Raw genomic sequence first — 13,819 nt, 5'->3', positions numbered from 1 at the left:
GAATATGCCGGACCAAACCGAGACGTTCATTCATGCCTCCGCTGTGGTCGAGCCTGGTGCGGAACTGGGGCAAGGCGCTCAGATCGGTCCATTTTGCCACATTGGCGCCGAAGTGCGTCTGGGCGACGGCGTGGTTCTGAAATCTCATGTGGTCGTGACCGGCGCGACAGAGATCGGCGCCGAGACTGTCGTTTTCCCGTTTTCCTGCATTGGCGAAGTACCGCAAGACCTTAAATTCAAAGGCGAAAAAACCCGTTTGGTCGTTGGGGCGCGTAATCGCATTCGCGAACACGTGACGATGAATACGGGCACTGGCGGCGGCGGCGGTGAGACGCGGGTTGGCAATGATGGGCTGTTCATGGCCGGGTGTCATGTGGCCCATGACGTGATTATAGGCGACCGTGTGATCATCGTGAATAATGCTGCACTTGCCGGACATTGCGTGATTGGCGACGACGTTATCATCGGCGGGCTGTCTGGCGTGCATCAATGGGTTCGGATCGGCGAAGGGGCCATCATTGGGGCTGTTACCATGGTCACCAACGACGTAATCCCCTATGGCCTTGTTCAGGCCCCCCGCGGGGCGTTGGATGGGCTTAATCTGGTCGGCCTCAAGCGGCGCGGTGTCGCGCGTTCGGACATTACAGCGCTGCGGGCGGCATTTCAGATGCTGGCGCAGGGGGACGGCGCCTTTCAGGATCGCGCGCGGCGTCTGGGGGAAGAGACCGAGAGCGACTACGTCCGTAAAATCGTTGAATTTGTTACCAGTGCGACGGACCGTTCCTTTCTGACACCGGGGCAGGGTTAGGCCGATGGCGGGCAAGCTGGCGATGCTGGCCTGTGATGGCGCGTTGCCGGTACAAATCGCGCAGGCCTACCCGGAGGCCCTGAAAATAACGCTGAAAGGTGTGCCGCACCGTCTGGGTCAGGACAGCCAGGAATTTCCGATTGAGCATCTGGGCAGTGTTTTCGACGCCTTGAAGGCTGCAGAAATTGACCAACTGGTGTTTGCCGGATCGCTGAACCGGCCCGCGATGGACCCGGCGGCGTTTGATGCGGTGATGACCTCGGTTGCGCCCCGGCTCTTGGCAGCGATGCAGGGCGGGGATGATGCGTTGCTCAGGCAAGTTATTGAGATATTTGAGGAAACCGGCGTTTCCGTGATAGGAGCGCATGAGCTATTGCCGGAACTGACCGCGATAGATGGGTTGCAGATTGGGCCGGTGCCTGGCGTTGAAGAACTGGAAGATACCGATCGTGCGTGCGCGATCCTCAAGGCGCTGTCACCACTGGACGTAGGGCAGGGATGCGTTGTGGCCGGCGGGCAATGCCTGGGTATCGAAACCCTGCAAGGAACGGACGCCCTGTTGCGCTATGTCTCTGAAACGCCAGAGAAATTACGGCGTGGACACAAGGGTGTTTACGTCAAGGCGGCCAAACAGGGGCAGGATTTACGGGTGGATATGCCCGCCATCGGACCGGAAACGGTGGCTGCGGTGGCAGTCGCGGGATTGGCCGGACTGGTAATCGAAGCCGGTCGCGTGATGATCCTGGAGCGAGAAAAAACACTGCAAGCGGTTGAAGGTAATGGGATTTTCCTAACCGCACGGACGCTTTGATGCGGGTCTTTTTGGTTGCCGGAGAAGCCTCGGGCGACAGGCTGGGTGCGGCCCTGATGGCTGGCCTGAAATCGCTGAAGGATGTAGAATTTCTGGGTGTCGGCGGACCGTTGATGCAGGCCGAGGGGATGCAAAGCCTGTTCCCGATGGACGAGCTGAGCGTCATGGGGTTGGCAGAAATTTTGCCTAAATATCCGCAGCTTAGACGGAGATTACATCAAACCGCAGAGGCTGTTCTGGCCACACAACCGGATGTGCTGATCACCATTGACAGCCCTGATTTCAGCCTACGGGTCGCCAAGCTGGTAAAGGCGAAAAGTTCAATCAGAACAGTTCATTACGTGGCGCCAAGTGTCTGGGCCTGGCGGCCGGGGCGTGCGATTAAGATGGCAAAAGTCATCGACCATGTGCTGGCCCTGTTGCCGTTTGAGCCACCATATATGGCATCCGCCGGGATGGATTGTGATTTCGTTGGGCACCCGGTGGTGTCAGAACAGGTTGCAACAGATGATCAAGTATCAGATTTCAAAGAAAAATATGAAATAGGGAACAACCCGGTCCTTTTGGTTTTGCCAGGCTCGCGCCGGGGAGAGGTTTCGCGACTGGCGCCGATTTTTGGCCAGACCTTGCGGCAGGTGTTGGAGCACCATCCAGAGATTCAACTGGTACTGCCGACAACGGCGACGGTGACGGATATGGTCCGTCAACATACTCTGGAATGGCCGAAAGCGCCTATCATTCTTGATCCAAGAGAGATGAAGAGTGAGGAATATGCTATTGAAAAGGCGTCATCTTTCAGGCTTGCGGATTGGGCTTTGGCGGCGTCTGGCACGGTCTCGCTGGAGCTGGCCGCGGCGGAAACACCGATGGTGATTGCCTATGATATGAACTGGATAAGCCGGGCGCTGATATCGCGGATGCTGAGAGTGGACACGCTGACACTGGTCAATCTGGTGAGCGACACGCGGGCGGTTCCTGAATGCCTTGGAAAGGACTGTCAGGCTGATATAATTTCCCCCAAGCTATTGGAATTGATGGAAAACCCGGGCGATCAGATCGCTGCTATGCGTTTGACGATGGATCGTCTGGGCAAGGGTGGCGAGGCACCAGGGCTGCGTGCGGCCAAGGCGGTTCTGAACCGGATGCCGTGAGCCGACGGGCAATATGAGAATTGAGTCAACTACGTACACAATGTACGCGGATTATGTACGTACCGCGCCCGTGGGCCGTTTTTACCCCTGACAAAACGTTGATCTGCACAATCACGTCCTAACCCAAATGCGCCGGGTCCGAGCATGAGATGTTGTTCAGATACACCGACTGAAATGCCGTGGAGTGCGGAGGGACCAATGAACACATCGCTGGCAATGTGGGCGCGATCTGCTTAGAAATGTTTCCAAGGGAAAAACAATGAGGCCCGTCATGAGCGCTAAATCGACATCGAGCACATCAAAGACCACCGGCAAGACAGCGACCAAATCCAAAGCGAAAGCAGCAGCAAAACCGAAATCGCGCCTTGCGGGGCCGAAACCGCCCAAGGCGCGGGCGACGGCAGCCAAGACCGGCACTGTTTCCAAACCGGTAACAGCGGCCAGCGTGGCGGCGGCACGGGATGCGAAAGCGTCGACCAGCAAGATCCCGGCGCCGGACATGTCGAAAAAGCCCGAAATCGGATTGCCGGTTGAACTGAAAAAGCGCGAGCTGATTGACCTGGTCGTGGCCAAGAGTGACATCAAGAAAAAGTACGCCAAACCGGTGGTCGAGGCGCTGCTGGAAGTTCTGGGCGAGACCCTTGCCAAGGGGCGTGAGCTGAACCTGCAACCGTTGGGTAAGTTGAAATACAACCGCACCAAAGAGACGACATCGGCACGCATTATCGTGGCCAAGATCCGTCAGAGCAAGCCAACGAAAACCTCGGCATCACCGACCCAGGATACGGTTGCAGACGCCGCCGAGTGAGGCTAGATACCGGCCCGACGGGTGATTAGCTCAGTGGTAGAGCGCTTCGTTCACATCGAAGATGTCAGGGGTTCAAATCCCTTATCACCCACCATTTTTTATTGATCTGGCGGTGCGTGTTCGATGGCAAATTTTCCGAAAATCTGGTTTCTGCGGCACGGGCAGACCGAATGGAACGCCGTCGGGCGCATTCAGGGGCGCCTGAATTCGGACCTGACGGCGCAGGGCATAGCGGATGCGCATAAGCAGGCTGATCTGATCGCGCCTTATATCGAAGAGGTATTGGCCGGGCCGGGGGGCATCTATGCCTCGCCCCAGGGGCGCGCGCAGGAAACCGCACGGATTGCGCTGAACGGGTATGGATTTGAACTGGATGAGCGCCTGGCCGAGATCAATACCGGAGAGTGGGAGGGCAAGCTGCGATCTGAGATCGACCAGGCCAATTCGGATATCGAGACCTATGCCTCGGCCCCTGGCGGGGAAGGGATGGCGGCGCTGCAAGCGCGTGTGAGCGGCTTTCTTGACACGCTGAGCGGCCCGAGCATCATCGTGTCGCACGGAATTCTGGGCAAGGTGCTGCGCGGGCAGGTCTGCGGGCTGGATCAGGCCGGGATGACGGCGCTGAGCAATCGCCAGGGCTGTGTCTATGTGCTGGAAAACGGCGCGGAAAAAATTCTGTCTTGAGAGGGCGCAAGAGGGGGTTGCGCAGGCCACAATTCTGGGGCAATAAGCGCCGGTCGGGTGATTAGCTCAGTTGGTAGAGCGCTTCGTTTACACCGAAGATGTCGGGAGTTCGAGTCTCTCATCACCCACCATTCTCCTAAGCGGCACCCTGATCTGCGGACATCAGGCGCGTGTCGGCACATGATGACCGGGAGACATAAGCTGCATTGAAACATAAATTAGCTATCGACAGGCCGTTGTCCTGACGTAGTATCGCGCCATTGCAAGATATTCATATCTGTAAAGAGCTTTGAATAAGCCGCTGAATGAATGGGGAAATGTTGTGGCTCGGGGGGGTGACAGACAATTTACGGACGGCAGTCTGATGCGCCATGTCGCGGTGATGTCCTTGACATCGAGCGTCGGCATCATGGCGATCTATCTTGTCGATCTCTTTGATATTCTGTTCATTTCGATGCTGGGCCATAAGGAAATGGCCGCCGCTGCCGGGTATGGCAGCACCGTTTTGTTCTTTGTCAGCACCATCAACCTGGGCCTGTCGATCGCCTCGGGTGCGCTGGTGGCGATGGCGGTGGGTGAAAAGCGCAAGGACCGGGCGCGCGAGATTGCCACCACCGCGGCGCTGATCGCGATTGGCATGGGCATTCTTGTGCCGATTGCGATGATCCCGTACCTGCCGGATCTTCTGCATCTCATCGGGGCGCGGGGTGATGTATCGGTGATGGCGCAGAGCTATCTGGTCATTATCCTGCCCGCGACCTGCTTTTCCGGCGTTTCGATGACGGCGATTGCGGTGCTGCGGTCGCGCGGCGTGGCGAAATGGTCGATGTACCCGTCGCTGGCGGGGGCGCTGGTCAATCTGATCATGGATCCGATCCTGATCTTCGGCTTCGATCTGGGCCTAGAAGGGGCGGCGGCGGCGACGGTGATGGCGCGGGTCGCAACCTGTGGCCTGGCAATCTATGCCTCGGCGGTGATGCGGCGCGGGTTCAGTCGGATCGGGTGGGCCGCGTTTCGGGGCGATGCCCCTAGGATTGCCCGGTTCGCGGTGCCGGCGGTCGCCTCCTCGATCGCGGCACCGGTGGGGCAGGCCATCATCATGCGCTATATCGCCAAGTTCGGCCCCGAGGCGGTGGCAGGGCTGGCGGTGATCGGACGGCTGGCACCGGTCGTTTTTTCCGTGGTCAACGCGCTTTGCGGCTCCATTGGGCCGATCATCGGACAGAATTTCGGGGCCGGGCGTGCCGACCGCGCCAGATCCGCCTATTTCGACGCGCTCAAGTTTTTGGCGGCCTATGTGATCGGGATCACGCTGGTGCTTTATCTTTTTCGCGCGCCCATCGCCGATGCCTTCGGGGCCGAGGGGCTGACCCGCGAAATCCTGTATTTCTACTGTGGCCCACTGGCGCTGATCTCATTTTTCAACGGGGCGATCTTCATCTCGAACGCGGCGTTCAACAATCTGGGCTATCCCGGCTATTCGCCGATCCTGAACTGGGCGCGCAATACGCTTGGCATTCTGCCCTTCGTGGCGGTTGGCGAATATGTGATGGGGGTCTGGGGCGTGGCCTATGGGTTCCTGCTGGGGGCGGTGGTGTTCGCGCTGATCTCGATCTGGATCACGGTGCGGCTGAAACCCTTTGCCGATGAGGCGCGCATTCTGCGGCAAAAGGAAATGTTCAAGCGTCAGCAGGAGCATGAGCTGGTGCATCAGGGCGACTCCCTGCACCTTTGACGGCTCGGCGCGGTTGGTGCCGGGCAAGGGGCGGCGTAACACGTCCTTAACGCCACCGTACGATCTGCAAAGAAGTGATCAAGGAGGGAAGCCCTAGGGTGCCACCCATGAGTGGGCGTTTTTCGCGCCCCAGCATCGGAGCCTTGGCATGATCGACATTTTCACCCCCTATCTGAACCTCGGCCTGCTGGGCGTTTTCTGGATTTTAGCAGGCATTGGCACCGGCATTTACGCCATGGGGATCTGGCAAGGCTTTCAGGAAGAAGAGTTCGGGTTGCCAATTGCGGATCTGGGTCACAAGTGGTTTTTCATGTCCTGCGCCTGTCCACCGGCGTCGATGCTGACCACCAAATTGTTTTTTCCGAACGTGAAATTCCGGGTGCCGCGGTGGACGCGTGCCTGATCTTTTCAGCGCCTGACGGGCTGGTTTGATCCTCTATTCAGGACTCGGACCATCAAGGCGAGAAATTAGATGCATATTCGCACGCATGACGTGCAAACTGCCTGTAAAATTGGTATTTCAGCCCAATTGCAGCTTGCCCAAAGCGGGGTGGGCGTGATTCAACTGACCTGAGGCGTTCTCTGCTAAAATGTAGAGAGACAAAGCATAGACCCGCAGGTCCCAAAGAGGATCGCAACGGGCATGAGGCAGGCAAGTACCAGGATGGGGCAATGAAAAATGCGTTGGACTTGATCACGGTCGGCGGGGAGTGCCTTGGCGCTTTGGCCGAGATTGGTGTGACCGTCGAGATGATCAGTGACTTTGCCTATGCCAAGGAACTGACCGATGATATGGGCAAACCCGGTCTCACGCCGAAACTGTCCAGCGACTATAACGATTTCACCGAGGAAAGCGGGTTCTGGCTGTTCATGCGCGAGGACGGGGAATATTCCGCGTCCGTCTCGGTGCGCTATGACGATATCGGACGCGAGAAGATGGGCGATTACATGATCCGCACCATGCGCCGCCATTATCCGCAGCAGCGCAGCGATACGATCCTGAGTTTCACCGATGCGCTGCCGCCGAATTTCCACGGTCGGATGGCCTATATCGGGGAGCTGTTCATGCGCCCGGGGTTTCGCGGGTCACGGCAGAAGCTGCGCTATTTCATGATGCTCTTGCACACGACCATCGCCACCAAATGGCCGATCGACTGGACCTATGCGATGATGCGCGACCGGGATGTCAAACTGGGCTTTGCCACGAATTACGGATTTTCAATCCAGATCCCCGGCGTGGCGCGCTGGTCGGAACCGGCCCCGCCGGGACGCGGCAGTTCGGAATGGCTGGTGGCGGTGTCCGAAGATAACCTCAGCCACATGATGGCGCATTACGCGGGATCACTCGAGAGCTTGTGAGTAATTCAGCACGTAGTGGTTGCCCTGCATGTCACGCACCGGCAGCAGCAGGCGCTTGTAGTTGAACCTGAGCGGAAAGCTGTGATTGGGCAGGTTGACCTCGATCTCCTGGATCGAAAGCTGCGGTTCGCCCTTGGTCGCCTCGACATGGGCCATTTTCACCTGTTCGGTCAGGCCCTGATCGAAGGTGGTGAAGAGATAGCCCAGATGTTCGGCGGATTTCACCCCGAAGGACACCCGCGCCAGGCTTTGTTCGCCGACCATGTAGGGCTGGGGCAGGCGGGCATCGGCATCGGGCGCGTGATAGAGGTCGACATGTTCCGACAGCCGGTCGAAATTGCTGAGCACGCCGTGTTGCTGGTGCCACCAGGTCAGCACATCGTCGATCAGCGGGCCGGTGCCGCGGGCCGAGAGTTTGCGATGCGCCTCGCGCGTGACCGATGTGAGGATGCGTTCGGCATGGGCTGAAACGATTCGGTTGTCGATGTCATCATTGACCAGCTTCAGTTGATCGTTGAGGCCCGCGATTTGGTTCGGGGTGACCCCCAGCGAGGCGCAAATTTTTATGACACTTGTGAAACCCGGATCACTTTTCGTTGAGAGCAGGTTGGAAATATACCGCTCACCTTGGCCAATCTCGAGAGATAAGCTTTTGTAATCGTAGTCAGAATTTTTAATCAGCGTTTTCAGGCGCTCGTGCAGGTCGGTCACTGGTTAATGGTCCTAAATTCCGGATAGACAGTAACTTATATTGACAAATACCCGAATAAGTCAAATAGATTGCGGCGTCGCGCAAGTTTAAGTGGAATGAGTATGGCGAGTGGGTTGGCGCGGAATGGTGGAAAGAAGCACGAGCTTCTCTCCGCCATTCGACAAAAAATGGACGAGGATCGGGACGCGCAATTGCGCCCGGCCGAGGCGGTGATGGTACTGCAATGGGCCATCGACTGCGACGACAATGCCTGCAAGGCAGAGCTTCTGAAGATATTTGACGCGATGGGCGGTCTTCGGCTGATGAAGGACGCCTTTGCCGATCTGCACTGAGGCCCGATGACGGTCCACCCGGACCGTATCCGTGAAGAAAGCCCAAAATTCATCTTTCTGCCGCTTGACGGGGCCGGTGCCCCGGCATATGAGACGGGTCCAACGCCCAGAGGATCGGGCGGGCAGTGAGCGGTTGTAGCTCAGTTGGTTAGAGTACCGGCCTGTCACGCCGGGGGTCGCGGGTTCGAGCCCCGTCAACCGCGCCACCACTGCCCCGCATCGGTTTCTGACGCGTCAGCGCGGTTGTAGCTCAGTTGGTTAGAGTACCGGCCTGTCACGCCGGGGGTCGCGGGTTCGAGCCCCGTCAACCGCGCCACTTTCCTTTCGAACAGATGAAGACCTAGCGGTTCTGAGAATTGGCGTTGGAAGCCGTCCGTTGACTGGAAAATTCACAAGGCCTGCTCTGCGGACTTTGCTGCCATTGATGTTCTTAAACACGCTTCGTAATCTGCCTACCGTGAGGTGGAGGCAACAGAGTGTATGAAGTTTCAATTCGTGAGGGGTGCGAAGCTGACGCCAAAGAGGCTATTGAAGTCCTCTGCCGCTCGATTTTTGAACTCTGTGAACCAGACCACAATAATGACCCCGATGAGATTTCGGATTGGATTTCAAACAAGACGGAGCGGGCTTGGACGACGTGGCTAGCCCGGGATGACGCCGCTGTTTATGTGGCAATAAAGAATAACGAAATTGTCGGTGTGGGCATGGTCAGCGAGAAAGGTGAGGTTTTACTCAATTATGTTAGTCCGGACGCTCGATTTTCCGGTGTAAGCAAAGCAGTCTTGCGAACCCTAGAAGCATATGTGCGCGACAAAGGTGCAAACGAGTGTTTTTTGGAAAGTACCGTAACGGCCAAAAAATTTTACGAGAGTTTTGGCTACACTTCGCAGAAAGACGGCAAATTGGAACTTCGAAAGTCCATTTGAAGTCTTGGGATGATTTGGGCTCACAGCGAACATTTGAACTGTCATAATAAGAGGGCGGCGCCCGACTGCGGGTGGGCGCGCTTTCATTTCTATCTGCCACTTGATCGCGCCGCATACATCTAACGCCTGTTGCTTGAGTAACGTCGCAAAAGCGCCCGCCCATGGGGGCGGTGTCGCTAAAGCTCCTTGATTACGGGCAAGGATGCTACGATTGAAACGGGCCGCAATCTGGTTTTCGGGTCTTACCAGCTACGACAGAAACGCTTGCAGGGTGGCAAGGGTGTCATCCGGATTGGTATCGGGAAAGAAATGGCCGCCGGGGACGGTTCGGGCGGTGATCTCCGTACATTTCCCCGCCCATGTGGCAGGCACGTCATAGGCGCGGGCCATCGCGCCCTCGGCCCCGTAGAGGATCAGCGTGGGGCAGGGGATGCGTTTGTCCAGATCCGCGGCGTCATGGTCGAAATCGTATTCAATGGCAGCACGGTAATCGTCGCACATGGCGCGGATTGTCTGCGGGTCGCGCCAGGCGGTGCGATAGGCGGCTAACGCGTCGTCGTCAAAATCGTTTAGCGCGGCACCGCCCCAGCCCAGCAGGCAGGAATGGTAATAGGCGTCCGGATCATGGCCGATCATGGTTTCGGGAAAGGGCTCGGGCTGGGCCAGAAAGAACCAGTGGTAATAGGCCTTGGCTACATCGCGGCGCAGATCGGCCAGAAGCGTGTGGGTCGGGATGATATCGAGCAGCGCCAAACGGCTCACCAGTTCGGGGGCATCCAGCGCCAGACGGTGGGCGACGCGCGCGCCCCGATCGTGGCCGATCACCGCCGCACGTTCAAAGCCGAGATGGTGTAACAGCGCCTGTTGGTCCTGCGCCATCTCACGGAACGTGTATGCGGCGACGCCAGTGGGCTTGCCGCTGTCGCCATAGCCGCGCAGATCAGGGCAGATGACCGTATGGCGACGGCTGAGCGCAGGGGCAATGCGGGCCCACATGGCACGGGTCTGGGGGAAACCGTGTAGGAGCAAAAGTGGTGGGCCGTTGCCGCCCTTGGAAAAGGCGATCCGGGTCTGGTCAAGGATCTCGACATGGTCGGTGAAACCGGGAATCGTCATGCAGGTGGCCTTTTGCAAGGGTCAATCCGGTTCAAGTTTACACAGGTGATCACGTGGCTGTAACCCGTTGATGTCGGGCCGTTAAATCTTCCTGTAATGGATATTCTCATTCTCTCCGCCTGTCTGCCAGATTGTTGCCAGATTTCGGGTGCAATCAGAAAGCGACTGAACGAGGGCATCATGGTACAGACGAGTTTCGCAGAACGTTTGCAGCGGATCGAAAAGGCCCAGTCGCGGCCTGTGACGGAGAGAATGCTGGCGGGCGTCTCGGAAGAGGTGGAAAAACAGATCAGTTCCAAAAAATCGAAAGCCGGTGGCAAATCCGCAGGTATGGGGGTCGGTAAACCCATCCGGTTTGGCGCGGGCTTTCTGCTGATGTTTGCAAGTTTCATGCTGGTGCGGCGGATGTCGGATATTCATCTGCTGCTGGATGGCACGGACATTTTGGCGCCCTTCACCTCGACCATCATGGCGGGAATTGCCGTGGCGATCATTTTTGTCCTGATATTTTTTGCCTTCAAGCTGCAACGCGCCACGTTCCGGGTGCTAAGCGAACCGGCGCGCATTCCCTTTGCCCTTGGGATGTTGATTGGTCTGGCCGCCGGGCTGGGACCGGCTGAGCTTGCTGATACGATGATGGCGCAATTGCAGTAGCAGAACTGAGGACGGTGCGTCCGTGCGCGGCCATAGCCAAGAGGCCCGCGCGGTTGACTATTTTCGAAATTACTTGCGCCTTTTTCAGCATCCATTAATTTTCCCGGGATTGGGGGGCTGAAATGACAACAAAAAGACTGCCTTTTTTCGCTTTCTATCTGGTGATGATTGCAACGGTTCTTGTGGGATGCGGGCGTCCGCCCGAACTGCTTGGGGTCGATAACCCGGAATTTCCTGCCGCCTCGGTCCCAGAAGTCAGCAAGCACCAGATTTTCATTACCACGACGCGCCAGCCCTTCGAGGCGACGGGTGTTCTTTTCTCCGCCCAACGGGCCAACAAGCTTGGCCTGGCCTCGGTGGATGTTACGGTGCCGCCAAATCACGTTTTGGGAGAATTGGAGCGGGCCCGGAGCCTTCCCCCGGATCCGCGCCGGGAATTCGCGGTCGTCAATCCGCATATCTACAAGAGCGAAAACGCTTTCATCGCGGATGTGAATCGCGCCCTTGCCAAATACCCGAGAGGGCAGCGCAGGCTTCTGATCTTTATTCACGGGTACAATAACACGACCAGCGACGCGGTGTTGCGACTGACGCAATTCGTCGAGGATACCGAGTTTCAGGGCGTTGCGGTTCTGTATGACTGGGCGTCAGCGGCCAAGGCGCCCCGGTATGTCTATGACCTCAACAGCGCTCTGGTGGCGCGCGTCAAGTTGAAGGAGATGTCCGATATCCTGTCGCGCACCAAGGCCGAAGGCATCGACATTCTGGGTCACTCCATGGGGGCGTTCCTGACCATGGAGGGGCTGGTTGACGCACAGCAGGCAGGGCGATTGGGCAGCCGGAAGGCCATAAACCATATCATGCTGGCCTCGCCGGATATCGATATTGACCTTTTTCGCACGCAGATTTCCCTGCTGCCTCAGTCGATCAAGGACAAGATGTATATCTTTATCTCGGCAGATGACCGCGCGCTGAAATTTTCGCGCCTTATTGCTGGTGGTATCCCGCGTGTCGGCGCGTTTGAGGCCGAACAGCTTGAGAACCTTGGGGTGACAGTTATTGATTTATCCAAAATCGAAAACTCAAGCTCGGGCAGCCATTCGAAATTTGCAGGCTCTCCGGATGTCGTGCAACTTATCGGGACGGGTCTCAAATCATCGGGCCGCTTCGATGCCAGTCACAATTCCCGTATCGGGGACATTCTTTACAAGGTGCCAATCCGAATTCTGCGTCACTAAAGATGTCGTGATCGACAGGGCGGATGGTTTCAGGAAACTGTCCGGCCGCCCTATCGCGCGGGCCTTGATCGACCCGCGCGATGGCTGTGATTATCCGGCCAGCGCATCCAGCACGCGTGCCCAGCTGCGCATACCCTTGTGGAAGCTTTCGACGTTGTATTTTTCATTCGGCGAATGGATTGCATCATCTTCGTTGGCGAAACCGATCAGCATGGAATCAAGGCCCAGAATCTCTTTGAAGAACCCCACGATCGGGATCGAGCCGCCCATGCCACAGAACACCGCCTCTCGGTTCCATTCGTCACTGAGCGCCTGACGGGCTTTTTCGAACTCGGGCCGGGAAATGTTCATCACCGCCGCCGGCGCCCCTTCGAGGTCGCCATCCCAGGTGACGCGGGTGTCGGGGGCGAGTTGCGCATCGACATGTGCGCGGATTTTGCGGCGCAGATCGTCGGGGTCCATGTCGCCGACCAGACGGCAGGTCAGTTTGCAATGCGCCTCGGCCGGGATCACGGTCTTGCTGCCAGCGCCCTGATAACCACCCCAGATGCCGTTGATCTCAAGCGTCGGGCGGGCCCATTGCTGGACAAGGGTGGAATAGCCTTTCTCACCATGCGGTTGGGTGTAGCCGACTGAATTCAGATAATCGGTCTCGTTGAAGCCGCAGCTTTCCCATTGGCGCAGCAGATCGTCGGGCACTTCGTGGACGCCGTCATAGAAACCGTCGACGGCAACACGGCCCTGATCGTCATGGAAGGACGCGATAATGCGCGACAGCTCGCGCAGTGGGTTCAGCCCGGGGCCGCCGTAATGGCCCGAATGCAAGTCGATGCGGGGCCCGTGCACGGTGAATTCATCCTTCAGCATGCCGCGCAGTTGCGAGGCGATCGACGGCACGCCCGGCGCCACCATCGACGTGTCGCAAACGAGGGCCAGGTCCGCGCCCAGTTCGGCGGCGTTTTCCTTCATGAAAGGGATAAGGGAAGGGGAGCCGGATTCCTCTTCGCCCTCAAAGAAAAACGTGATGCGACAAGGTAACGCGCCATTCACATGCTTGTAGGCGCGGCAGGCTTCGACAAAGGTCATCAGCTGGCCCTTATCATCCGATGAACCGCGCCCCCGGATGACGCGGTCTTTGGCGGTATCTTCGAGTTGCGGATCAAACGGATCGCTGTGCCAAAGGTTCAGCGGATCAACCGGTTGTACATCGTAGTGGCCATAAAACAGCAGGTGCGGGCCGGGCCCGTCTATATGGCCAACAACCATCGGGTGCCCGGTGGTTGGGCGTTTTTTTGCATCAATACCAATGCTTTGCAGGTCAGCTACCAACCAGTCGGCGGCGTCCTGGCAAGGTTGCGCATAGGCTGGATCAGTCGAGATCGACTGGATGCGCAGTAAGCCCATGAGACGGTCAAGCGCGTCGGGCAATTGGTCGTCAATGCGAGATAAAACGGCGGGAAGAGACATGGAATAAGCCCTGAAATT

At 57.7% G+C, this 13,819-nt stretch carries 15 protein-coding genes and 4 tRNA genes; 16 read left to right on the top strand and 3 right to left on the bottom strand.

Translation table 11 applies throughout. The features are described 5' to 3' along the window. The first annotated feature begins 4 nt into the window (after positions 1-4). The 10 genes from lpxA (at position 5) to Q1B27_RS04710 (ending at position 7,356) form a co-directional block, all read left to right on the top strand. Positions 5-808 carry an acyl-ACP--UDP-N-acetylglucosamine O-acyltransferase gene (gene lpxA, locus Q1B27_RS04755; protein ID WP_299844317.1) on the top strand — a complete coding sequence of 268 codons (804 nt, stop codon included), beginning with the start codon at positions 5-7 and terminating at the stop codon, positions 806-808. A 4-nt stretch (positions 809-812) separates the two neighbouring features. Then, positions 813-1,619, top strand: coding sequence for an LpxI family protein (locus Q1B27_RS04750; RefSeq protein ID WP_299844314.1), 807 nt, complete (start codon positions 813-815; stop codon positions 1,617-1,619). Then, positions 1,619-2,770, top strand: a complete 1,152-nt coding sequence (gene lpxB / locus Q1B27_RS04745) for a lipid-A-disaccharide synthase (RefSeq protein ID WP_299844311.1) — start codon at positions 1,619-1,621, stop codon at positions 2,768-2,770. The genes Q1B27_RS04750 and lpxB overlap by 1 nt, the downstream gene beginning before the upstream one ends. A gap of 271 nt (positions 2,771-3,041) precedes the next feature. Further along, on the top strand, positions 3,042-3,578 hold the full coding sequence (locus tag Q1B27_RS04740) for an HU family DNA-binding protein (protein ID WP_299844308.1): 537 nt from the start codon (positions 3,042-3,044) through the stop codon (positions 3,576-3,578). A gap of 19 nt (positions 3,579-3,597) precedes the next feature. Next, a tRNA-Val gene (locus Q1B27_RS04735) sits at positions 3,598-3,672 on the top strand. 29 nt (positions 3,673-3,701) lie between these two features. After that, on the top strand, positions 3,702-4,262 hold the full coding sequence (locus Q1B27_RS04730) for a histidine phosphatase family protein (RefSeq protein ID WP_299844305.1): 561 nt from the start codon (positions 3,702-3,704) through the stop codon (positions 4,260-4,262). A gap of 55 nt (positions 4,263-4,317) precedes the next feature. Continuing rightward, a tRNA-Val gene (locus Q1B27_RS04725) sits at positions 4,318-4,393 on the top strand. 233 nt (positions 4,394-4,626) lie between these two features. Further along, complete coding sequence (locus Q1B27_RS04720) at positions 4,627-5,997, top strand: MATE family efflux transporter (protein WP_299844302.1); 1,371 nt, start codon at positions 4,627-4,629, stop codon at positions 5,995-5,997. A gap of 148 nt (positions 5,998-6,145) precedes the next feature. Beyond that, a complete protein-coding gene (locus Q1B27_RS04715; protein WP_299844299.1) occupies positions 6,146-6,400 on the top strand; it encodes a hypothetical protein in 255 nt (84 codons plus the stop codon). A gap of 269 nt (positions 6,401-6,669) precedes the next feature. Further along, a complete protein-coding gene (locus Q1B27_RS04710) occupies positions 6,670-7,356 on the top strand; it encodes a hypothetical protein (protein ID WP_299844296.1) in 687 nt (228 codons plus the stop codon). On the opposite strand, the gene Q1B27_RS04705 is transcribed toward Q1B27_RS04710, so the two are convergent. Continuing rightward, positions 7,339-8,067 carry a helix-turn-helix transcriptional regulator gene (locus Q1B27_RS04705; protein WP_299844293.1) on the bottom strand — a complete coding sequence of 243 codons (729 nt, stop codon included), beginning with the start codon at positions 8,065-8,067 and terminating at the stop codon, positions 7,339-7,341. The genes Q1B27_RS04710 and Q1B27_RS04705 overlap by 18 nt on opposite strands. 96 nt (positions 8,068-8,163) lie before the next feature. Here Q1B27_RS04705 and Q1B27_RS04700 point away from each other — a divergent pair, with 96 nt between their 5' ends. From Q1B27_RS04700 to Q1B27_RS04685, 4 genes are all read left to right on the top strand, one after another. Next, positions 8,164-8,400: a hypothetical protein gene (locus tag Q1B27_RS04700; protein WP_299844290.1), complete on the top strand. Its 237-nt coding sequence runs from the start codon at positions 8,164-8,166 to the stop codon at positions 8,398-8,400. Between the two features lie 129 nt (positions 8,401-8,529). Further along, positions 8,530-8,606 (top strand) — tRNA-Asp (locus Q1B27_RS04695). 33 nt (positions 8,607-8,639) lie between these two features. Further along, positions 8,640-8,716, top strand: a tRNA-Asp gene (locus tag Q1B27_RS04690). 160 nt (positions 8,717-8,876) lie between these two features. Next, on the top strand, positions 8,877-9,326 hold the full coding sequence (locus Q1B27_RS04685) for a GNAT family N-acetyltransferase (protein ID WP_299844287.1): 450 nt from the start codon (positions 8,877-8,879) through the stop codon (positions 9,324-9,326). Between the two features lie 249 nt (positions 9,327-9,575). Here Q1B27_RS04685 and Q1B27_RS04680 read toward each other — a convergent pair whose 3' ends face one another. Further along, the gene (locus tag Q1B27_RS04680; protein ID WP_299844284.1) at positions 9,576-10,442 is read right to left on the bottom strand and encodes an alpha/beta fold hydrolase; all 867 of its coding nucleotides are present in this window, start codon (positions 10,440-10,442) and stop codon (positions 9,576-9,578) included. A 180-nt stretch (positions 10,443-10,622) separates the two neighbouring features. Between Q1B27_RS04680 and Q1B27_RS04675 the strand changes: the two genes are divergently transcribed. Then, positions 10,623-11,096, top strand: a complete 474-nt coding sequence (locus Q1B27_RS04675) for a hypothetical protein (RefSeq protein ID WP_299844281.1) — start codon at positions 10,623-10,625, stop codon at positions 11,094-11,096. Positions 11,097-11,218: 122 nt separating this feature from the next. Further along, positions 11,219-12,334 (top strand): alpha/beta hydrolase, encoded by a 1,116-nt coding sequence (locus Q1B27_RS04670; RefSeq protein ID WP_299844278.1) that lies wholly within the window; start codon positions 11,219-11,221, stop codon positions 12,332-12,334. A gap of 90 nt (positions 12,335-12,424) precedes the next feature. Here Q1B27_RS04670 and Q1B27_RS04665 read toward each other — a convergent pair whose 3' ends face one another. Then, complete coding sequence (locus Q1B27_RS04665; RefSeq protein WP_299844275.1) at positions 12,425-13,801, bottom strand: M20/M25/M40 family metallo-hydrolase; 1,377 nt, start codon at positions 13,799-13,801, stop codon at positions 12,425-12,427. Positions 13,802-13,819: the final 18 nt, after the last annotated feature.

This window comes from uncultured Roseovarius sp. (genome assembly GCF_947489715.1).
Classification (GTDB): domain Bacteria; phylum Pseudomonadota; class Alphaproteobacteria; order Rhodobacterales; family Rhodobacteraceae; genus Roseovarius.
The sequence above is the reverse complement of the archived record's forward strand: the minus strand, read 5'-3'. Positions and strand labels throughout refer to the sequence as shown.